This is a genomic window from Streptomyces sp. NPDC107538 (assembly GCF_055657445.1).
Genome location: NZ_JBVKAY010000003.1, coordinates 727,901 through 748,171, shown reverse-complemented (window position 1 = coordinate 748,171; position 20,271 = coordinate 727,901). Strand labels below are relative to the sequence as shown.

Genomic DNA, 20,271 nt, shown 5'->3' with positions numbered 1-20,271 from the left:
TTTGCGGTCGGTCGTACGTCGATGGGGTTCGCCTCGGTCTCGGGGCGGGCCCCATTGGGTTGTCGCCCCCGCCGCCCCTACCCATTCCCATCCCCAGGGGCCGCGCCCCTTCGACCCCGCCTGCGTGCCTCGTGTCATGCCGCGCCCTCACGGGGCTCCGCCCCGTACCCCGCCAGGGGCGCTGCGCCCCCTGGACCCCCGCCAGATTCATGGGCCCCGCCACCTGCACGTGGCCCCTCCCCGGGGTTGACTGGCCCCGCCATTAATCGCGTGCCCTCGCTCCGCACTCCCGGCACAGTGGCCACATGGCTGGATCGGGGCGTTCGCGGGGGCTGGACCGGCAGGGGTACATCGAGCGGGAAGGGGCGCTCGGGCGGGTCGATGAGGGCTTCCGGGCGGTGGTCGGGGCGGCCCGGGAGCGGGTTCTGAACGCGTTCGGGGCGCGGCTGCACAGTGCGTACCTCTATGGGTCGATTCCCCGGGGTACGGCTCGGCCGGGGCGGAGTGACCTTGATTTGCTGGTGGCGTTGCAGGAGGAGCCCACGGAGGCGGACCGGGCCGCGGCGCGGGGGCTGGACGAGGCCTTGGACAAGCAGTTCCCGCAGATCGACGGGAGCGGGACGCTGCTGGTCGGCCGGGCTCAGGTGCTCAGCGAACTGGAGCGGTACGACCTGGGCTGGTTCGTGGCCTGTCTGTGCACTCCCCTGCTGGGCGAGGACCTGGCGGAGGACCTGCCCCACTATCGGCCGACCTCCCTCCTCGCGCGCGAGACGAACGGCGACCTCGCGCAGCTCCTCCCGCGCTGGCACGAGCGGGTCGCGGCGGCCACCGGCGACGACGATGCCCTGAGGGCGCTCGTCCGCGGCTGTTCCCGGCGCCTCGTCCGCACCGGGTTCACCCTGGTCATGCCCTGCTGGAACGGCTGGACCAGCGATCTCCACGAGATGGCGGCCGCGTTCGGCGAGTACTACCCCGAGCGTGCCGAGCAGATGCGCGCGGCCGCGGTGGCCGGGTACGAGGCGGGTGCCCACGTCGACGTTCTGCGGTCCTACCTGGACGACCTCGCCCCCTGGCTGGCCGAGGAGTACGCGCGCGTGCACGGCGTCAAGGCGCCCCGACCCGGAGATCGTTGAGGAAGGTACTCCTGGGGGTGCCCAGGGGCCCCAGGAGGGGCCTCTGGGGGGCCGGGAGGCCTCTGAGGTCCCGTGAGGCCCCTCGGGCTGCCGTGGCCCCGGAGGCGGCCGATCAGCGGGTCTTGGTCGGGATCGGGGCGTCAGATCAGGCCGTGTTCGGTCAGGTACTCCAGTTGGGCCCGTACCGAGAGTTCCGCGGCGGGCCACAGGGAGCGGTCGACGTCGGCGTAGACGTGGGCGACGACCTGGTCGGGGGTGCGGTGGCCGTTCTCGACGGCCGTCTCGACCTGGGCGAGCCGGTGGGCGCGGTGGGCGAGGTAGAACTCGACGGCTCCCTGGGCGTCGTCCAGGACGGGGCCGTGACCGGGGAGGACCGTGTGCACACCGTCGTCGACCGTGAGGGACCTGAGGCGACGGAGGGAGTCTAGGTAGTCACCGAGGCGCCCGTCGGGGTGGGCGACGACGGTCGTACCGCGTCCCAGGACGGTGTCGCCGGTCAGGACGGCGCGGTCGGCCGGGAGGTGGAAGCACAGCGAGTCGGCGGTGTGGCCGGGCGTGGGGACGACGCGGAGTTCCAGGCCGCCGAGCGAGACCACGTCGCCCGCGCCGAGTCCTTCGTCGCCGAGCCTCAGCGCCGGGTCGAGGGCCCGTACGTTCGTCCCGGTCAGCTCGGCGAAGCGGGCGGCGCCCTCCGCGTGGTCCGGGTGCCCGTGTGTGAGCAGGGTCAGGGCGACCCGCTTGCCGGCCTCCTCCGCCGTGGCGACGACGTTGCGCAGATGGACGTCGTCCGGCGGACCGGGGTCGATGACCACCGCGAGGTCGGAGTCCGGCTCGGACACGATCCAGGTGTTGGTCCCGTCGAGCGTCATCACGGACGCGTTCGGCGCGAGGACGTTGACCGCGCGCGCGGTGGCGGGCCCCGACAGGACGCCGCCCCTGGGCTGGCCGGGGAGGGCTGCTGCGTCGGTCATACGGAGGTGCCTTCCAGCGGGACGGGGGGAGGAGTGTCGGAGGGCCGCGGGGCGGCGCGGAGGGCACGTGACGGGGTGTGGGGCGCGCGACGGCGTGCGGCCCCGGCCCTCCGGCGCCCCTTGGGGCCCGTCACTCGGTGCCCCTGGCGGCCGATATGCGCTTGGTGAACTCCTCGTGGCCGGGCCAGGAGAGGACCACGTCGTCGTTCTCCAGGCGGGCTTGGGCGAGGACGGGGGTCAGGTCGCAGGCCGGGGCCGCGGCGAGCGCGTCGGCGGCCGTGTCGAACTCGGCGAGGCGGCGCAGGGTCGCGATGGTGGGCGGCATCATCAGCAGCTCGCCCTTGTCGTAGCCGTCCGCGGCCTCCCTCGGGCGGATCCACACCGTGCGGTCGGCCTCCGTGGAGGCGTTGCGGGTGCGCTGGCCCTGCGGGAGGGCGGCCACGAAGAACCAGGTGTCGTAGCGGCGGGACTCGAACTCGGGGGTGATCCAGCGGGCCCAGGCGCCCAGCAGGTCGGACCGCAGGACCAGCTGCCTGCGCTCCAGGAACTCCGCGAAGGACAGCTCGCGGGCGGCCACCGCCGCGCGGTCCGCCTCCCAGTCGTCGCCCGTGGTGTCGCCGACCACCGTGTCGGAGCCGGGTCCGGCGAGCAGGACGCCCGCCTCCTCGTACGTCTCCCGGACGGCCGCGCAGACGATCGCCTGGGCGTCGTTCTCGTCGACGCCGAGCCGGGACGCCCACCACGCGCGCGTGGGGCCCGCCCAGCGGATGTGCCGGTCGTCGTCGCGCGGGTCGACGCCGCCGCCGGGATACGCGTACGCGCCCCCGGCGAAGGCCATGGAGGCGCGTCTGCGCAGCATGTGCACGACCGGGGTGTCGGCCGTGTCCTTGAGCAGCATGACGGTGGCGGCCCGCCTGGGGGTCACCGGTGTCAGCGTGCCGGCCGCGAGTGCGCGGATGCGGTCCGGCCACTCGGCTGGGTACCACTGCCCGTTTGCCATGGGCGGAGGCTAACTCGTCACGGGCGGATGTTCGAGTGAGCCTCCGCGATCTTGGCGGGCCTAGGCGGTGGTCAGCTCCACCTGGAGCTCCACCTCGACCGGAGCGTCCAGCGGCAGGACCGCCACTCCGACCGCGCTGCGCGCGTGGACGCCCTTGTCGCCGAAGACGGCACCCAGGAGCTCGCTCGCGCCGTTCAGCACGGCGGGCTGGCCCGTGAAGTCGGAGGCCGAGGCGACGAAGCCGACGACCTTCACCACGCGCGCGACGCGGTCCAGGTCGCCCGCCACGGACTTGACGGCCGCGAGGGCGTTCAGCGCGCAGGTGCGGGCGAGTTCCTTGGCCTCCTCGGGGGTGACCTCGGCGCCGACCTTGCCGGTGACGGGGAGCTTGCCGTCCACCATGGGCAGCTGTCCGGCGGTGTACACGTACACACCGGACTGGACGGCCGGCTGGTACGCGGCGAGCGGCGGGACGACCTCGGGCAGCCTCAGCCCCAGCTCCGCGAGCTTTGCCTCGACGGCGCTCACGGCTTGGGCCGCTTCAGGTAGGCCACCAGCTGCTCGGGGTTGTTCGGCCCGGGCACGACCTGGACGAGCTCCCAGCCGTCCTCGCCCCAGGTGTCCAGAATCTGCTTCGTGGCGTGGACGAGCAGCGGCACGGTTGCGTATTCCCACTTGGTCATGTGGCCGACTTTATCCGCTGCCCGGCCGCCGTCCGGCACGGGTTCGGACGGCCGGACAGGTGGGGGTCGACAGGCGGGGAGAACACAAGTTGTCCACAGCCTCCCGCGTATGCCGCGCGTCGACTGGTTAGGCTCGAATACGTGAGCAGGCTCCAGGTCGTCAGCGGCAAGGGCGGGACCGGAAAGACCACGGTCGCCGCCGCACTCGCGCTCGCCCTCGCGACCGAGGGGAAGCGCACCCTCCTGGTCGAGGTCGAGGGCAGACAGGGCATCGCACAGCTCTTCGAGGCGGAGGCACTGCCGTACGAGGAGCGGAAGATCGCGGTGGCTCCCGGGGGCGGGGAGGTGTACGCGCTGGCCATCGACCCCGAACTGGCCCTGTTGGACTACCTCCAGATGTTCTACAAGCTCGGCAGCGCGGGCCGGGCCCTGAAGAAGCTCGGCGCCATCGACTTCGCGACCACCATCGCGCCGGGGCTGCGGGACGTGCTGCTGACCGGCAAGGCCTGCGAGGCGGTGCGCCGCAAGGAGAAGAGCGGGCGGTTCACGTACGACTACGTGGTGATGGACGCGCCGCCCACCGGACGTATCACCCGGTTCCTGAACGTCAACGACGAGGTGGCGGGCCTCGCGAAGATCGGTCCGATACACAATCAGGCGCAGGCGGTGATGCGCGTCCTGAAGTCACCCGAGACGGCCGTGCATCTGGTGACGCTGCTGGAGGAGATGCCCGTCCAGGAGACGGCGGACGGCATCGCCGAGCTGCGGGCCGCGAAGCTGCCGGTGGGGCGGATCATCGTCAACATGGTGCGGCCGGAGATGCTGGACGCCGACGAGTTGGAGTACGCGCGCGCGGTGCCGCGTACGGCCCTCGCCAAGTCCCTGTCCACGGCGGGGCTGGGCGGCGCGCGGCGCGGCGGCACCGCGGAGCGTCTGGTGGGGCCGCTGCTCGCGCAGGCCGAGGAGTACGCCGAGCGGTACACCCTGGAGCACGAACAGCGGGGCGTCCTGGGCGAGCTGGGCCTGCCGTCGCACGAACTGCCGCTGCTCGCCGAGGGAATGGACCTGGCGGGCTTGTACGAACTGGCCACGGAACTGCGTCAGCAAGGGATCTCATGACTCCGGACCCGGCCGCCACGCACGATTCGGCCCCCTCCCACGACGGACACCGCGCGATCAGCTCGCCCAGGCTCCTCGCGGTCGATCCGCTGCTCGACGACCCCGACACCCGCATCGTGGTGTGCTGCGGCGCCGGTGGCGTGGGCAAGACGACCACGGCGGCGGCGCTCGGGGTGCGGGCGGCCGAGCGCGGCCGCAAGGTGGTCGTGCTGACCATCGACCCGGCCCGGCGGCTCGCCCAGTCCATGGGCATCGACTCGCTGGACAACACCCCGCGCCGGGTGAAGGGCATCGACGGCGACGGCGAACTGCACGCCATGATGCTCGACATGAAGCGCACGTTCGACGAGATCGTCGAGGCGCACGCGGATCCCGACCGGGCCTCCGCGATCCTGAGCAACCCCTTCTACCAGTCGCTCTCGGCGGGCTTCGCGGGCACGCAGGAGTACATGGCGATGGAGAAGCTGGGCCAGTTGCGGGCCCGGGACGAGTGGGACCTGATCGTCGTCGACACTCCGCCGTCCCGCTCGGCGCTGGACTTCCTGGACGCCCCGAAGCGGCTCGGCTCGTTCCTCGACGGCAAGCTGATCCGCGTCCTGCTGGCACCGGCGAAGGTCGGCGGGCGGGCCGGTATGAAGTTCCTGAACGTCGGCATGTCGATGATGACGGGCGCCCTGGGCAAGCTGCTCGGCGGTCAACTGCTGAAGGACGTCCAGACGTTCGTGGCCGCCATGGACTCCATGTTCGGCGGTTTCCGTACGCGCGCGGACGCCACGTACAAGCTGCTCCAGGCGCCCGGCACTGCCTTCCTGGTGGTGGCCGCGCCGGAGCGGGACGCGCTGCGTGAGGCCGCGTATTTCGTGGAGCGGCTGGCGGCGGAGGACATGCCTCTCGCCGGGCTGGTGCTGAACCGCGTCCATGGCAGCGGCGCGGCCCAGCTGTCCGCCGAGCGCGCGCTCGCCGCCGCGGAAAATCTTGACGAGCCCCGCATTGTGGATCAGATGGCCGGGAAAGCAGTTCGTAACTCTCCCGACACGTACGGCAGTTCAGACAGTCCAGAATCTCCCGCACCGACCGGTACCCAGGACGGCTCCCCTGTCCCGGACCGAACGGTGGAACAACTCACGGCAGGCCTGCTCAGGCTGCATGCCGAGCGGATGCGGCTGCTCTCCCGCGAGCAGCGCACGCGTGACCGCTTCACCGCGCTGCATCCCGAGGTGGCCGTGGCCGAAGTGGCCGCGCTGCCCGGTGATGTCCACGACCTGGCGGGTCTGCGGGACATCGGGGACCGGCTCGCGGCCATAAGGCCGGAACTGCCCACCTCCGACGACGCCTGACGTCCGGACGGACTGACTCACTGACGTCCGGACGGACTGCTGACTGCTGACTGCTGACTGAAGTCCGGCCGGGCTCGACCGCTCGACCGACCCACCGCTCCACGCCTCGGGGCACCCGAGAGCCGGCACACCTGCCCGACGCGCCGACACCTCAAGGGCGCCCTCGACCGACGTGACCCGGAAGGGGTCTCGCCTCAGCTCACCGCCGCGTAGTTCTCGTACATCTCGTCATCGTCGAGAGGCAGAATGCCCGCGCCACGCTCGTACTCCGTGCGCGCGGTCTCCAGCAGCCTGCGCCACGACGTGACGGTCGGTCGCCTGCGCAGCAGTGCGCGGCGCTCGCGCTCCGTCATTCCTCCCCACACGCCGAACTCGACGCGGTTGTCCAACGCGTCCGCCAGGCACTCCGTGCGTACCGGGCATCCGGTGCACACCGCCTTGGCCCTGTTCTGCGCTGCTCCTTGAACGAACAGTTCATCCGGATCGGTAGTGCGGCAGGCAGCCTGCGCACTCCAGTCGGTTACCCAGCCCATACCGGCGCCGTCCTCTCCCGAATCGAGGCTCCCCCACGGCGGCAGCGGCATATTCACCGCCGCCAGTTGAGGACGTTACGGAAGGTGGGCACAGCGCAACACCCCCTTCGGGCCCAATCTTGAATGGCCCGAACGGACTATGCGTAAGCGGCAGATCACCCGCGGGAGTGACCTGAGGACATACGTGACTATCCCGTCAGAACGGGACAGTTGACATGCGTCACAACGGACACCGAATGACACACGAGGTGGATTCGGACACGGCACCGGAAAAAAATCGGAAGAACGTCAGAACGATTCGGGCTCGCTGGACGTACTTGATACAAGGGCCTACGGCTGTGACAGTTGAGAGCAGCTTAGGCCAACGCCTGCGCGCGTGTCCGGCGAATGAGAACGTAGACAACCGTTCACGTTCTTCGGGCTCACAGCGCTCCAAAAGTGCCCCGGATGTCACGATCCGGCACCCGTACCCCTCTGGACCCACCTGCTCCTTCGGAACGGTCAGGACTACGGATTAGGCTGCCCCCATGCCAAACAAGCGCTCGGGCGGTGGCCTGTCCCCCACACAGCAGGCCGCCAAGTTCCTAGGTGTCAGCGTCCTCGCCGGTGCCGTCATGGCGGGCATCGCGCTCCCCGCGGTCGGCGCCCTGGGGCTGGCGGCCAAGGGGTCGGTCGAGGGGTTCGACGAGCTCCCCGCCAACCTCAAGCAGCCACCGCTGAGCCAGCGCACCACGATCCTGGACAGCAAGGGCGACGCGATCGCCACGGTGTACAGCCGCGACCGTACGGTGGTCGATCTCAAGGAGATCTCGCCGTACATGCAGCAGGCGATCATCGCCATCGAGGACGCCCGCTTCTACCAGCACGGCGCGATCGACCTGAAGGGCGTCCTGCGCGCGCTCAACCGGAACGCGCAGGAAGGCGGCGTCGCCCAGGGCGCGTCCACGCTGACGCAGCAGCTGGTGAAGAACGTCGCCGTGGAGGAGGCCGGGGACGACCCGACCAAGGTCCAGCAGGCCACCCAGCAGACCCTCGGCCGGAAGATCAACGAGCTGAAGAAGGCGATCCAGCTCGAGGAGGAGCTGGGCAAGAAGAAGATCCTCGAGAACTATCTGAACATCACATTCTTCGGCCAGCAGGCCTACGGCGTCGAGGCCGCCTCCCAGCGCTACTTCTCCAAGTCCGCCAAGGACCTGGACGTCGACGAGGCCGCCCTCCTCGCCGGCATCGTGCAGTCGCCCAGCCGGTACGACCCGGTGAACGACCCGCAGGAGGCCACCGAGCGGCGCAACATCGTGCTGCAGCGCATGGCCGACGTCGGTGACATCTCGCAGACGGAGGCCGACAAGGCCAAGGACAAGCCGCTCAGCCTGAAGATCAGCAAGCCGAAGAACGGTTGCATCACGGCCGTCAAGAACGCGGGCTTCTTCTGCGACTACGTCCGTGAGGTCTTCCTGAACGACCCGATCTTCGGCAAGACCAAGGAGGCTCGGGCCAAGATCTGGAACCAGGGCGGTCTGACGATCCGGACAACGATGGACCCGAAGGCCCAGAAGTCGGTCCAGGCCTCCATCAAGGACCACGTCAACCAGAAGGACGAGGTCGCCACGGCCGCCACCATCGTGGAGCCCGGCACCGGCAAGATCCTCGCCATGGGCCAGTCGCGGCCCTACGGTCTCGACATAAAGAAGAACGAGACCACGATCAACCTGTCGGTCGACGAGTCCATGGGCGGCGGCGCGGGCTACCAGCCCGGTTCGACGTTCAAGCCGATCGTCGCCGCGGCCGCCCTCGAGGACGGCATGGCCCCGACGAAGTCGTACTCGGCGCCGTACGAGATGGCCTACCCGAGCCCGATCTCCGCCTGTGACGGCGCCACCTGGCGGAACGGCACCGGCAGCGCCGCCGCGAAGCTCACCAACGAGAACGAGTCCGAGGTCGGCCCGTACTCGATGAAGAAGGCGACCGCACTGTCGGTCAACACCTACTTCGTCCAGATGATCGCGGACATCGGCATCTGCCCGGTGACGGACATGGCGAAGAAGATGGGCGTCGAGCGGGCCGACGGCCGCAAGATCGACCAGGCCCCGTCGATCGCGCTCGGCACCCAGGAGATGTCGCCGCTGACCATGGCGAACGCGTACGCGACCTTCGCCTCGCGCGGTATGTACTGCACCCCGGTCGCCATCGAGTCCATCACCCAGCGGGTCGGCGAGACGTCGAAGTCGCTGGACGTCCCGAAGTCGACCTGCTCGCGCGCCATGTCCGAGAACACCGCCGACACCATCAACGCCCTGCTCAGGGGCGTGGTCGAGGACGGTACGGGCACGGAGGCCGGCCTCGGCAGCGGCCGTCCCAGCGCCGGTAAGACCGGTACGACCGACTTCCGTTACGCGGCCTGGTTCGTGGGCTACACCCCGAACATGGCCGGTGCCGTCTGGGTGGGCGACCCCGCGCACAAGCGCCGCATGGTCAACATCACCATCGGCGGTGTGCCGTACGACAAGGTCTTCGGCGGCAAGGTCCCCGGCCCGATCTGGCGCGACATGATGTCCGGCGCGCTGGAGGGCAAGCCCAACCCCGACTTCAACCGCGTCTACATCCCCGAGGACCGGCCGGACCGCGGCCGCGGGGACGACGACAACGGCAATGGGAACGGCAACGGTGGCGGAAACGGGAACGGGAACGGGAACGGTGGGAACGACGACGACAACGGCAACGGTGACGACGACGGCTTCATCGGCGGCGCCGACGGCGACACCACGTTCCCGACGCCGGAGTTCAGCATCCCGGAGAACTGGATCCAGGGGCAGACGAACGGCGGGAACAACGGGAACGGCAATGGGGGCGGGTTCGGGTGACGGGCGTCTCTGAGGGGCTGCCCGGCCCCGGGTGGGCTGTCCGAGCCTGAGCCGATGAGTCTCTGATCCGCGTGGATACGGCGGTGGGGGGGTCCCTTGTGAAGGGGCGCCCCCACCGCCGTTCCGCTGTGGCGTCTGCTGCGGCGTCTGTGCTGCGGCGTCCGCTGTGGCGCGTGGAGTTCGGTCGCGCGGGCCGCTCAGCGGTGGTGCGCTGCCGCTCAGTTCCCCGTGAGCTGCTGCTTGACGATGGCGGCGACCCGGCCGCCCTCGGCGAGACCGGCCACCTTCGGGTTGACGATCTTCATGACCTGGCCCATCGCGCGCGGACCCTCGGCACCGGCGGCCTTGGCCTCCTCGACCGCCTGCACGACGATCTGCCGCAGCTCCTCGTCGGACAGCTGCTTGGGCAGGTACTCGGCGAGAAGCTCGCCCTCCGCCTTCTCCCGCTCGGCCGACTCCGTACGACCGCCCTGGGCGAAGGCGTCCGCGGCCTCGCGGCGCTTCTTCGCCTCCTTGGTGATCACCTTGAGCACCTCGTCGTCGGAGAGCTCGCGCTTCTCCTTGCCCGCGACCTCCTCCTTGGTGATCGCGGTGAGGGTCAGCCGGAGCGTCGAGGAGCGGAGCTCGTCGCGCTCCTTGATGGCGGCGTTGAGGTCTTCCTGCAGCTTCGACTTGAGCGTGGTCATGGGGTCGATTGTCGCAGGTGTGGTGTGGGGAGCGCGCCTTGATTTCGCTGGTGTGTGCGGAGGGGGTGAGATGACGTGGGCAAGGTGAGCCGAGAGACGGAGTCGGTTGTCCACAGGGGGAGTTGATGATCGGCGGCTCCGTTCCTCGGTTATCCACAGGCGTTCACGCGGGCTCGGCGGGGTCTGACACGATGGACACATGCGAGCGCGATACGGAGTACCTCTGGGGATCGCGGCGGTCGGTGCCGCCGGTGTGATGTACGCGGCGGGTTTCGAGGCCCGCTCCTTCCGGCTGCGGCGGGTGACGGTGCCGGTGCTGCCACCGGGCATGCGACCGCTGCGGATACTCCAGGTCTCCGACATCCACATGGTGAGCGGGCAGCGCAAGAAGCAGCGCTGGCTGCGTTCCCTGGCCGGGCTGCGCCCCGACTTCGTGATCAACACCGGGGACAACCTCTCCGACCCCGAGGGTGTCCCGGAGGTGCTGGACGCCCTGGGCCCGCTGATGGAGTTCCCGGGCGCGTACGTCTTCGGCTCCAACGACTACTACGGCCCCAAGCTGCGCAACCCCGCCCGCTACCTCCTGGAGAAGGCCCAGGGCCGCCATGGGCTGAACGGCAACAAGCCGGTGGTCGGCGCCATCCACAACCCGTGGGAGGACCTGCGGGACGGCTTCGACGGTGCGGGCTGGCTCAACCTCACCAACACCCGTGGCACGCTGAAGATCGAGGGCATGTCGGTCGAGCTGACCGGCCTCGACGACCCGCACATCAAGCGGGACCGCTACGCCCGCGTGGCCGGCGGCCCGTCCGACTCCGCGGACCTCTCCCTGGGCGTCGTCCACGCCCCCTACCTCCGCACCCTCGACGCCTTCACGGCCGACGGCTACCCCCTGATCCTGGCCGGCCACACCCACGGCGGCCAGCTCTGCATCCCCTTCTACGGCGCCCTCGTCACCAACTGCGACCTCGACACGGAGCGCGTGAAGGGCCTCTCCACGCACACGGCCGACGGCCACACCGCGTACATGCACGTCTCGGCCGGCTGCGGCACGAACCGCTACACCCCGGTGCGGTTCGCCTGTCCTCCGGAGGCGTCGTTGCTGACGTTGGTGGGGCGGGAGGGGTCGGCTGGGTGAGGGAGAGAGACGGGCGGGGGTTGCTTGTCGGGGGCGGAGGGGGCTGACGGGGCGGGGGTGCTTGTCGGAGGCGGCGAGGGCTGACCGGGCGGGAACTGGTGAGGGCCGGGAGCGGCGCCGATGGCCGCTCCGGGGGATGTGACCCGTACGGATCACACCGAATAGCCCGTTTCGTCCGGGCGTCCTAGCGTGAGCGCATGACCTCACCGATACCCAGGGACATCCCCGACCTGCCCGCGATCTCGGGCATTCCCGCGCCGGTGACGTCCGTCGTGCCCGCGACGGCGGTGGTGGCACCGGCCCGACGCCCACTGGCAGCGGTGTGCCGCGCCCTGATCGCGCTGGCGGCGGCAGCGGCCGTGGTGACCGAGATGGTGCTGGGCAGCCCGCTGCGCGCGTTCAGCCATTTCTCGGTCCAGAGCACGGTCCTGGTGGCGCTGGTCTTCGCCGCCTCGGCCCGCCGCGCGTGGTCGGCCCGGCACCCGCTGCCCTCCTGGGCGACGGGCGGCACGGTCCTCTACGCCGTGATCACGGCCTTGGTGTACCACCTGATCCTGATGCGTGACCCGGCGACGTTCTCCATGACGATGACGCCGACGGGCGCCCCGGTCGACCCGACCGGCTGGCTCGCGGTGACGAACGCGGCCTTCCACACGGCGATCCCTCTCGCGGTGGTGGCGGACTGGCTGCTGCTGACCCGCCCGTCGCCGCCGCGCCTGAGCCACGCGGCGGCCTGGCTGCTCTACCCGCTGGCGTACCTCTTGTTCACCCTGGGCCGGGCCGCCCTGGTGACCCCCGACTGGCCTGCCCCGTACCTGTATCCGTTCCTGGACGTCGACCAGCACGGCTACAAGAGCGTCCTCGGTAACGCCCTCCTCCTGGGCCTCGCCTGCTACGCCCTGGCCCTCCTCCTCATCGTCGTCGACCACCTCCGCCCCGACCTCGTACACCCCCGCCGGGGCCGCCCCAGCCGCCACGACCGCCGCCCCGAAAACCGGATTTCGTCTCCGGCCAACGGTGGGCTAAAGTAAACGACGTCGCCGCGACAAGCAGTGACAATCGGGGTGTAGCGCAGCTTGGCAGCGCGCTTCGTTCGGGACGAAGAGGTCGTGGGTTCAAATCCCGCCACCCCGACAGTGAAGTACCAGGTCAGGGGCCTGATCCGCATCGCGGGTCGGGTCCCTGACTGGTTCCTGGAGATCGCTTGGGAGAAATCTGGGAGAAGATCTTGGTCGGCTTCTCCCGGGAGCAGTCTCCAGTGCCGCAGGAACAGCGGCGCTCACGCGCCCGATGACCTGCGCATTCGCGAATCCGGGCTCGTAGCTGATCAGGAACACCCGTGCGGGCCAACCCAACGGTCGTTAGGAACACCGCATATGGCTGGTCATCTCTCAGCTCCTTCTCACGACCGGGCCCGTGCGCTCGCCCAGCGGGTACGTGCGTTAAGGGAAGACCGTGGATGGACGCGGGAACGGCTGGCGAAAGAGGCAGGCATCGCCGTCGGAACGCTGAGCCGCCTGGAGAGCGAGGGAGCGATCCAGCCAGGTTTCCTGACCGTTGGCTCGGTGGCTGAGGCACTTGCGGTCTCTCTCGATGATCTGTTCCGGGCGACCCAGGTCCCGGCCGTCACGCCCGGCCTCTGGTCCGCCGGATACGAAGGGCGGGACATCGACTCGTTCGTCGCCGCGCTCGTCGACAGCCACATCGGTGTCGTGGCGGATGTACGGCTCACGCCGATCAGTCGCAAGAAGGGCTTCAGCAAGACCCGCCTCGGAGATGCCCTGGCGGAGGCCGATATTGAGTACACGCACCTGCGTGGCCTGGGCAATCCGAAGGACAACCGGGAGCCCTTCTGGGACGGCCGGGTCGAGGTGGGACGCGCGCGCTTCCGTGGCCTGCTGCGGTCCCAGGAGGCACAGGCCGACCTTGACCGCCTCGCGGAGCATGCCCAGCAGTCGCGGGTGGCGGTGTTGTGCTTCGAGAAGGACGAGAGCCGCTGCCACCGGCAGGTCGTCCTGGAGACGGTTCGCAATCGAGCCGCCGTGCCGGTAATTCCCCTGGCCTGACTTCACCCCTCGCTCCTGCACGCGCTCTTGCCCGCATCGCATGCCTCTCCTCCAATCATCAGATCGGGAGATCTATGGAGGGGGCAACCATGGGATCGGGGAGTCGAGAGCGCGCACGGATCATGATCACGGTCAAGACCTATCCGGAACTGTCCGCGAAGTACCACGAGACGAGCTGCGTGGCCGGCATACGGCTCGACCAGGGAACGCCCCAGCATGTGCGGCTCTTTCCGGTTCCGTTCCGGTTGCTGAACGAAGAAAGCCAGTTCGCAAAGTACTCGATCGTCGAGGTCGACGTGCAGCGACACCCCGGGGACCGCCGTCCCGAGAGCTTGCGCCCCAACCTGCAGACCCTCAAGGTCATCGAGCGCCTCGGGACAGCGGACGGCTGGCGTGAACGCTTCTCGCGAGTTCAGCCCCTCGTGGCGCCGTCCTTGTGCTCCATAAAGCGGGACCAGGAACGGCGAGGGACATCGCTTGGTGTCTTCCGCCCAGAAGAGTTCACCGGCTTCCGCTTCGCTCCTGCTGAGCCCTGGCCAGCTTCAAAGGCGGCCCTGGCTGATCAGTTGGATCTACTCGCGCAGGACCTTCGCCAACTGGAGTGGGTGCCACTTGAGTTCCGGTACAGCTTCCGATGCGCGGATCGGGAGTGCGGTGGTCACGACATGGGGCTGAGGGACTGGGAGGCGGGCGAGTCGTACCGCAAGTTTTTTCGCCAGTATGGGAAGGACGACGTGGAGGAGAAGCTCCGCGAGCGCTGGTTCGACCGGATGATCTCTCCGGAGAAGGCCGTGCACTGCTTCGTCGGAAACGTCGCGGCCCGCCCCAAGACTTTTCTGCTGCTGGGCCTGTTCTACCCGCGACGGGATGTCGTCGAGAACTTCCAGGAGAGTTTGTTCGACCTGTAAGGGTGATTACGCAGGGCATGGTCCCCGGGGCCAACCGCATCGGGCCCCCAGCCGTCATTCCTACAGCCGCTCCACCTTGATGCTGGTCGTCGCCGTGGCGCCCTCATAGTGCCGCGCTCAGTTACAACGCTCCCGACGCCCCACTGCGGGCACTGCACCGACGACCTTGCACGCTCCCTCCCGGCATCACTGGCAGCGGTGGCATCATGCTGTCGGTGACGTGCAAGATTCGCCTGTCCGCAGCCGGTGTTCACCTGTTCGACCGTGACTCGGGGATGAACGTGCTCCTCGACGAGGTGCCTGTTCCCGTTGAGCAGTTCTCCCGTGCTCCGCGGTACCTGTCCATCGCGCTGACCAACGCCTGCGAACTCCGCTGCGCCTACTGCTATGCGCCCAAGCACGCCGCCGCGCTCGACAGGGAGCGTGTAGTCGCGTGGGCGGTCGAACTCGATGCTGCCGGGTGCCTCGGGGTCGGCTTCGGAGGAGGGGAACCGACCGTGTACCGAAGGTTCGCCCAGTTGTGTTCGGACATAGCACAGTCCACGTCTATGGCGGTCACCTTCACGACGCATGGGCACCGGCTCACACCCGAACTCGTCGAATCCCTGCGCGGGGCCGTGCACTTCGTCCGCCTGTCAGTCGACGGGGTAGCAGCCACCTACGAGCGGCTCCGCGGCCGGCCGTTCGCGGCCGTGGTCCAGGCGGCCGGGTTGCTCGGCTCTCTCGCCCCGTTCGGCATCAACGCTGTCATCAATGCCGACACGGTCGGCGAACTGGATGACCTCGCAGAGTTCGCCGACGAGGTCGGCGCGTCCGAGCTCCTGCTTCTTCCGGAGCAGCCAACCGCGGCAACTCCCGGTATCAGCGACGCCGACGCTCAGCGCCTCGTCGAGTGGGCCGCGGCCGCCAGGAACGGGGTTCGGCTCGCGATTTCCCGTACCGGCCTCGAAGCCACGCTGCCCACGGTGGAGGCCGTCCCAGGCGAGCGCCCCCTCGACGCGCACATGCATGTCGACGCGACAGGCGTCCTGCGCCCGCACGCCTATGCGCCCACGGGATTGTCAGTCGGGGGCTCCATCATGAAAGCGGTGCAGGCGCTGAGGGAGGCCCGATGAGGATCTGGAACGGCTACGGCTCGGAGCACTCGATGGACCTGGTCTTGATCGGCCGATTTCAGACGGTCACCGGTGCCAAGGCGGCGGAGGAGCGCATGGAGGCTCTGAAGGCTCTTGCCGAGGACGCGTGGTCCGATGACGACTGGCAGAGCCCTGGCGAGCGCATGCCTCGCGAACTCGGCGAAGCACTCGCCAAAATGAAGTTGTACGACATGGGGAGGTACGACGTCGACGTCTTCGCCCTTGACCACACCGTCACCCGCACCGGAGAGATGGTCCGGATCTGGACCGACGAGTCCGACGTCCAGGGATTCCTGAAGGCACTTCTCCACTACGGCGCGAAAGTCGAGATCTTCTCCCGTCACGAATGGGACGAGGACACGATCACTCGGTCGGATGCAAGCACTCGGAGCGACAGTGGATCTGACTGATCTGGAACGTCTGCCCGGCGCCGCCGACCGGAACTTCGAAGCGCTCACACGGGCCATCGTCTCCCGCCGCTACGGCGCGCTGGGCACGATGCGGGAGCGCCGCAACCAGCCCGGCGTCGAGTTCTACCTGCAAGTCGATCACACCGGTGCTCTCGGCGACCCCGGCCGCGTCTGGGGTTGGTCGTGCAAGTGGTTCATCCTCAACAGCAAGAATGAGCTCAGCGCAGGCCAGCGCAAGCAGATCAAGGACTCGCTCTCCAAGGCGATCGAGCACGTCGTAGGGCTGACCGACTTTGTGCTCTGCCTTCCAGAGCGACCCGCCAAGGGAGACGAGGAATGGATCAACGGACTCGGTCAGCAGGGGGTCAGCGTCAAACTCTGGTCCACCGAGAACTACGACGACCAACTCGCGGGACACGACGAGCTCCGCTCCACCTTCTTCGGTGAACTCGCCCTCACCGCAGACGTACTGGCGCAAGCCCACAAGCGATCTGTTGCACCCATCGAGGCACGGTGGACGCCACGGCTGCACACCTCCCACCACGTAGAGCATCGCATCGACCGGGCCTTGCTGCGCCCGGCGTCGTTCGAGTGGCTGCAGCAGCGCACCGACGACATCGCAGCCCGGATCCAGGCACTGCGCGCAGCCATCAACGGCCTCGACAACACCTTCCGCCAAGACGCCGCAAAGATTGCCGACGACCTGGAGCGGTTCGTCGACGACCTGCGGGAGGTCCTTGACGCCGGAAGGAGCCTCCGGCCCTGGGAGGTCCGCGAGCGCCTCGCCGAACAGCGGCCGCCCGCAACCTCTCCCCGAACGCTGCGACGCCTGGTGCTCAAACTGAGGCAGCGTCGCCTGCCCGAGGCGCTGCTGGTCACCGGACTCGGTGCGGAGATCCGCGACATCGTCCAGTGGCTGCACGACACACGGGCGGACATCGAAGCCCCCCTACTCGCCGTCATCGCCGCCGCGGGACAGGGTAAGACGCACCTCGCCGCGCAGATGACCTCACCGAACGACCAGCCCACGGCAGGAGTCTTCATCCAGGGCGGGAACCTGCCTGCCCGCGGGACGCTCGACGACCTCGCGCGACGGATCCCCGGACTGAAGGTCGACTACTTCGAGGACCTCCTGGAAGCGCTCAACTCAGCTGGTAGCCGCGCCGGCTGCCGGATTCCTTTGATCATCGACGGCCTGAACGAGGCCGAGCGGCCCTCGCAGTGGAGGACACTGCTCGCCGGATTGGCACCGGCCCTGGGCGCCTACCCTCACGTGGCGGTGATCGTCACCCTCCGCGAGGCGCTCGCCGACCAGGCCCTCCCGCAGGACACAGTGCTCCTGGAGCTGGAGTGGCAGCGCGCGGAAGTCGACGACATCCTCCGCGTGTACTTCCGTCATTACCTGATCAATCCGGCCGACGCCTGGCTGCCGATGGGAGAGTTCCACAACCCGCTGTTCGTCCGCATGTACTGCGAGGCCGCGAACCACGCCCGCCGAGTGCCGGTGGGCGTGGAAGCGCTGCCTCAGTCCCTCATCGGCGTCTTCGAGCTGTACCGCAAGGGTGTGGTCGAGCGGCTGGCCCAGGATCCGGCCCGCATCCCGGTGCCGGCGGACCAGATCCAGCGCCGCCTCACGGCTCTGGCGAGACACCTGTGGACGCACAGCGTCCGTCGGCTTCCGTTCGACGAAGCACGAAGAATCCTCGACGCTGACCAGACGAACTGGGACGAAAGCCTGTTCCGGCGCCTCGCAGAGGAGGGAGTGATCTTCCGCGAAGAGATCAGAGGTTCCGACGACACGGAGTGCGGCTTCGTTTTTGATCGCCTCGCTGGATACTTGATCGCCGACGCGATTCTGGTGCGCATTCCCCCCGCGGACGTCAACGAGCAGCTCGCGGAGGCGACTCTCTGGCAGTCCTTCCTGGGCGACCAAGCGCACCCCCTCGCCGAGGACATCCTCATCGGTCTCATCTCACTGCTGCCACGCCGCTTCACCCGGCACCACCTGTGGCGCGTCGCCCCCGATGAACACCGTTCGTTGGTGCTCGCCCAGGAACTCACCACCGAATCGGACTTCCTCGACGACGAGACCGTCGACGCGCTCGCAACCGCGCTCGTTACCGCGCATCCCAGCAGAAGGAAGGGCCGACCAGCGTTCGGCCGTCTGTGGGAGATCCGCAGGTCGGCGCCGCACCGCCTGAATGCCGTATTCCTCGACCGCGTCCTGCGCCAGCTCCCCCTTCCCGAACGTGACCTGCGCTGGACCGAATGGGCGCGAGGCCAGGCTCCAGACCGGCTGACGGCAGACCTGGAACGAGCGATCGACAGGTGGTCCGGCACCAGCGATCGCGCTGAGAGCGACGACCTGGAAGCGCTGGCCATCGCCTGGCTGCTGACTTCCTCGGACACGAGCATGCGGGACCTGGCGACGAAAGCCATGCAGCGCTACGGCCGGCCCGAACCCAAGCGGCTGTTCGACCTCGCCGCCCGGATGCTCGATATCGATGACCCCTACGTCATCGAACGAGTCGTCGCCGCAGCATTCGGCGCCGTCAGCGCCCACCAGATGCCCGATCCCGGCGGACCGCTCGAAGGCGCGCTGCGGGACTGGCTGGTGCAACTGCGCGACCACTTCCTCGACGGCGGGACCACACCCACCTCACACGAGCAACTGCGCGGCCACGTACGGGCCACCTATGAATTCGCCGGCGCCCTCCACCCTGCCGCCATCCCGGAGGGTGTCGACGCCTTCGCGCCAAGGTTCGCTGCCGTGGCGCCGGCCAAGGTGATGGAGGACGACGACCTCAACGCCGAGGAGTGCGCCCGCACCTTCGGCATGGACTTCGAGAACTACATCATCGGGGCCGCCATCAACGGCAGGGACAACTACGACTTCACCCATCCCGACTACCGCAGGGCCCGCGCCGAGGTCATGGCCCGCGTCTGGAAACTGGGCTGGCGCGAGAAGGAATTCGGCAGCGTTGACCAGTCCATTGCCGCGAACGCCGAGCGGCCTTACAGCTCCAAAAGGAGGGTGGAGCGGTACGGCAAGAAGTACGGCTGGATCGCCTACCACGAAATGGTCGGCCGCCTCGTGGACGTCGGCCGCGCACCAGCCCCATTCGGGGACGCAGAACGCTTGATGCCCGACATCGACCCGACCTTTCCCGACCGGCCGCCCGTGGCGCCCATGCCCCTTCCGCTGTGGGCGCCCGTGGAACCGACCGACGACCAGACGTGGCTCACCTCGGGGACGGTGGCCGTCCCGGACCAGCTGTGGTCACCCGAGGAGGTCCACGGCGTGAAGGGCGGCTGGCTTCTGGTCGAGGGGTATCTGAAGCACGGCCACGACGGGCGGACCGTGTTCGGGTTCTTCCGCACCCTCCTGTTGGAGCCGGAGGACGCGGAACCCGCTCAACAGCTCGCCAGCGAGCGCCAATATCTGGGAAACCACTTCTTCCCTCCGCTGCCGATGGTCCGCGACGTGCTGGCCGCTGAAATGCCGTGGAGCCCTCGGTTCGAGCTGACCCTCGACGACGATGCCTCAGGCGCCTTCCCACACCGCGCGCTGCGTCGCGACTGGCAGGACGACGGCATCGGGCTCGACCAGGTCGCCGTGGAGTTCGCCCCCGACAGCACTTCGGAGATCGGTCTCGGCGGGAGCTACGACGTGCCGTCGTTCGAGTTCGCTGCCAGGTTCGGTCTGCGCCAACTGCCCGGCACGGTCGACCTCGTGGGCCTGGATGGCCAGCGCGCCTCCGCAGTTTTCCGCGCGGACAAGCCCTGGCGCGGCCACCTGCTCTTCCTGCGCCGCGATCTTGTCGAGGACTTCGCCGGTGATCGCCGGATCATGCAGGTGGCTTGGGGCGAGCGCGAGGTGGCCGCCGACTGGAACTCTGTTCCTTCCTGGATGCGCGCGGTGCATCGCAGCTACGCGCATGTGTGGCGCCACATCCGAATGCCGGGGGCAGATCAGCGCAGCGCGGAGAACTAACAGGTCGTACGCCAACGGGCGCCGCTGGCTCGGCGGCTGCTGCCGCCGACGCACCAGCCAACGCCCCCGGCTCGCGGGCGTTCCCGCGCTCGCGCTCATCGGACCAAGACGTCGTGCGTTCCCGACAATAAAGTGCCAGGTCAGGGGTCTGATCTGCTAAGTGGATCAGATCCAAGATTCCGAAGATCGAACTGCTGCTCGACACCAACCGCCTCGGCCACTCCGCCCTCACCGGGCTGCTGCTGCCGGTACCGGGGCCCCGGGTGGTGACGGTCAGCTCTGGTTGGAACAGATCT

General features: G+C 68.8%; 17 protein-coding genes, 1 tRNA gene and 1 pseudogene. 13 read left to right on the top strand and 6 right to left on the bottom strand.

The features are described from left to right. The first annotated feature begins 305 nt into the window (after window positions 1-305). Window positions 306-1,133, top strand: a complete 828-nt coding sequence (locus ACZ7MG_RS13875) for a nucleotidyltransferase domain-containing protein (protein ID WP_471390309.1) — start codon at window positions 306-308, stop codon at window positions 1,131-1,133. Between the two features lie 140 nt (window positions 1,134-1,273). Here ACZ7MG_RS13875 and ACZ7MG_RS13870 read toward each other — a convergent pair whose 3' ends face one another. From ACZ7MG_RS13870 to ACZ7MG_RS13855, 4 genes are all read right to left on the bottom strand, one after another. After that, on the bottom strand, window positions 1,274-2,104 hold the full coding sequence (locus tag ACZ7MG_RS13870; RefSeq protein ID WP_471390306.1) for an MBL fold metallo-hydrolase: 831 nt from the start codon (window positions 2,102-2,104) through the stop codon (window positions 1,274-1,276). 130 nt (window positions 2,105-2,234) lie between these two features. Continuing rightward, entirely contained in the window at window positions 2,235-3,104 is an 870-nt protein-coding gene (locus ACZ7MG_RS13865; protein WP_471390304.1) for an NUDIX hydrolase, read from the bottom strand. Window positions 3,105-3,164: 60 nt separating this feature from the next. Further along, window positions 3,165-3,632 (bottom strand): RidA family protein, encoded by a 468-nt coding sequence (locus ACZ7MG_RS13860; protein ID WP_471390301.1) that lies wholly within the window; start codon window positions 3,630-3,632, stop codon window positions 3,165-3,167. Continuing rightward, window positions 3,629-3,787, bottom strand: a complete 159-nt coding sequence (locus ACZ7MG_RS13855) for a DUF4177 domain-containing protein (RefSeq protein ID WP_086785308.1) — start codon at window positions 3,785-3,787, stop codon at window positions 3,629-3,631. Before ACZ7MG_RS13855 ends, ACZ7MG_RS13860 begins: the two co-directional genes overlap by 4 nt. A 141-nt stretch (window positions 3,788-3,928) precedes the next feature. Here ACZ7MG_RS13855 and bagA point away from each other — a divergent pair, with 141 nt between their 5' ends. Continuing rightward, entirely contained in the window at window positions 3,929-4,906 is a 978-nt protein-coding gene (gene bagA, locus ACZ7MG_RS13850; protein ID WP_471390299.1) for an ATPase BagA, read from the top strand. Continuing rightward, window positions 4,903-6,243 (top strand): ATPase BagB, encoded by a 1,341-nt coding sequence (gene bagB, locus ACZ7MG_RS13845; RefSeq protein ID WP_471390297.1) that lies wholly within the window; start codon window positions 4,903-4,905, stop codon window positions 6,241-6,243. The genes bagA and bagB overlap by 4 nt, the downstream gene beginning before the upstream one ends. A gap of 194 nt (window positions 6,244-6,437) precedes the next feature. On the opposite strand, the gene wblA is transcribed toward bagB, so the two are convergent. Then, window positions 6,438-6,776: a transcriptional regulator WblA gene (gene wblA / locus ACZ7MG_RS13840; protein WP_033524587.1), complete on the bottom strand. Its 339-nt coding sequence runs from the start codon at window positions 6,774-6,776 to the stop codon at window positions 6,438-6,440. A 527-nt stretch (window positions 6,777-7,303) separates the two neighbouring features. Between wblA and ACZ7MG_RS13835 the strand changes: the two genes are divergently transcribed. Further along, a complete protein-coding gene (locus ACZ7MG_RS13835; RefSeq protein WP_471390294.1) occupies window positions 7,304-9,637 on the top strand; it encodes a transglycosylase domain-containing protein in 2,334 nt (777 codons plus the stop codon). A gap of 218 nt (window positions 9,638-9,855) precedes the next feature. On the opposite strand, the gene ACZ7MG_RS13830 is transcribed toward ACZ7MG_RS13835, so the two are convergent. Beyond that, a complete protein-coding gene (locus ACZ7MG_RS13830; protein WP_471390292.1) occupies window positions 9,856-10,323 on the bottom strand; it encodes a GatB/YqeY domain-containing protein in 468 nt (155 codons plus the stop codon). A 199-nt stretch (window positions 10,324-10,522) separates the two neighbouring features. On the opposite strand from ACZ7MG_RS13830, the gene ACZ7MG_RS13825 reads away from it, so the two are divergent. The 9 genes and pseudogenes from ACZ7MG_RS13825 to ACZ7MG_RS13785 all read left to right on the top strand — a co-directional run. Beyond that, window positions 10,523-11,461, top strand: a complete 939-nt coding sequence (locus tag ACZ7MG_RS13825; RefSeq protein WP_471390289.1) for a metallophosphoesterase — start codon at window positions 10,523-10,525, stop codon at window positions 11,459-11,461. 197 nt (window positions 11,462-11,658) lie between these two features. Next, entirely contained in the window at window positions 11,659-12,492 is an 834-nt protein-coding gene (locus ACZ7MG_RS13820) for a Pr6Pr family membrane protein (protein ID WP_471390286.1), read from the top strand. Window positions 12,493-12,521: 29 nt separating this feature from the next. Continuing rightward, a tRNA-Pro gene (locus tag ACZ7MG_RS13815) sits at window positions 12,522-12,595 on the top strand. Window positions 12,596-12,837: 242 nt separating this feature from the next. Further along, on the top strand, window positions 12,838-13,527 hold the full coding sequence (locus ACZ7MG_RS13810; RefSeq protein ID WP_471390283.1) for a DUF488 family protein, N3 subclade: 690 nt from the start codon (window positions 12,838-12,840) through the stop codon (window positions 13,525-13,527). Between the two features lie 122 nt (window positions 13,528-13,649). Further along, window positions 13,650-14,435 (top strand): hypothetical protein, encoded by a 786-nt coding sequence (locus ACZ7MG_RS13805; RefSeq protein ID WP_471390281.1) that lies wholly within the window; start codon window positions 13,650-13,652, stop codon window positions 14,433-14,435. Window positions 14,436-14,641: 206 nt separating this feature from the next. Then, the gene (locus ACZ7MG_RS13800; protein WP_471390279.1) at window positions 14,642-15,550 is read left to right on the top strand and encodes a radical SAM protein; all 909 of its coding nucleotides are present in this window, start codon (window positions 14,642-14,644) and stop codon (window positions 15,548-15,550) included. Continuing rightward, the gene (locus ACZ7MG_RS13795) at window positions 15,547-15,981 is read left to right on the top strand and encodes a DUF6375 family protein (RefSeq protein WP_129841550.1); all 435 of its coding nucleotides are present in this window, start codon (window positions 15,547-15,549) and stop codon (window positions 15,979-15,981) included. Before ACZ7MG_RS13800 ends, ACZ7MG_RS13795 begins: the two co-directional genes overlap by 4 nt. Beyond that, window positions 15,968-19,975, top strand: coding sequence for an NACHT domain-containing protein (locus ACZ7MG_RS13790; protein WP_471390275.1), 4,008 nt, complete (start codon window positions 15,968-15,970; stop codon window positions 19,973-19,975). Before ACZ7MG_RS13795 ends, ACZ7MG_RS13790 begins: the two co-directional genes overlap by 14 nt. A 188-nt stretch (window positions 19,976-20,163) precedes the next feature. Then, window positions 20,164-20,268 (top strand): annotated as a pseudogene (locus ACZ7MG_RS13785) (short-chain dehydrogenase); the annotation flags it as partial. Window positions 20,269-20,271: the final 3 nt, after the last annotated feature.

Excerpts from the sequence above, each read along its gene's own strand:
- ACZ7MG_RS13795 (WP_129841550.1), top strand. The coding sequence starts at position 15,547 with ATGAGGATCTGGAACGGCTACGGCTCGGAGCACTCGATGGACCTGGTC.
- ACZ7MG_RS13855 (WP_086785308.1), bottom strand. The coding sequence starts at position 3,787 with ATGACCAAGTGGGAATACGCAACCGTGCCGCTGCTCGTCCACGCCACG.
- ACZ7MG_RS13830 (WP_471390292.1), bottom strand. The coding sequence starts at position 10,323 with ATGACCACGCTCAAGTCGAAGCTGCAGGAAGACCTCAACGCCGCCATC.
- ACZ7MG_RS13805 (WP_471390281.1), top strand. The coding sequence starts at position 13,650 with ATGATCACGGTCAAGACCTATCCGGAACTGTCCGCGAAGTACCACGAG.
- ACZ7MG_RS13800 (WP_471390279.1), top strand. The coding sequence starts at position 14,642 with ATGCTGTCGGTGACGTGCAAGATTCGCCTGTCCGCAGCCGGTGTTCAC.
- ACZ7MG_RS13825 (WP_471390289.1), top strand. The coding sequence starts at position 10,523 with ATGCGAGCGCGATACGGAGTACCTCTGGGGATCGCGGCGGTCGGTGCC.
- ACZ7MG_RS13870 (WP_471390306.1), bottom strand. The coding sequence starts at position 2,104 with ATGACCGACGCAGCAGCCCTCCCCGGCCAGCCCAGGGGCGGCGTCCTG.
- ACZ7MG_RS13835 (WP_471390294.1), top strand. The coding sequence starts at position 7,304 with ATGCCAAACAAGCGCTCGGGCGGTGGCCTGTCCCCCACACAGCAGGCC.
- wblA (WP_033524587.1), bottom strand. The coding sequence starts at position 6,776 with ATGGGCTGGGTAACCGACTGGAGTGCGCAGGCTGCCTGCCGCACTACC.
- ACZ7MG_RS13865 (WP_471390304.1), bottom strand. The coding sequence starts at position 3,104 with ATGGCAAACGGGCAGTGGTACCCAGCCGAGTGGCCGGACCGCATCCGC.
- ACZ7MG_RS13875 (WP_471390309.1), top strand. The coding sequence starts at position 306 with ATGGCTGGATCGGGGCGTTCGCGGGGGCTGGACCGGCAGGGGTACATC.
- ACZ7MG_RS13810 (WP_471390283.1), top strand. The coding sequence starts at position 12,838 with ATGGCTGGTCATCTCTCAGCTCCTTCTCACGACCGGGCCCGTGCGCTC.
- bagB (WP_471390297.1), top strand. The coding sequence starts at position 4,903 with ATGACTCCGGACCCGGCCGCCACGCACGATTCGGCCCCCTCCCACGAC.
- ACZ7MG_RS13820 (WP_471390286.1), top strand. The coding sequence starts at position 11,659 with ATGACCTCACCGATACCCAGGGACATCCCCGACCTGCCCGCGATCTCG.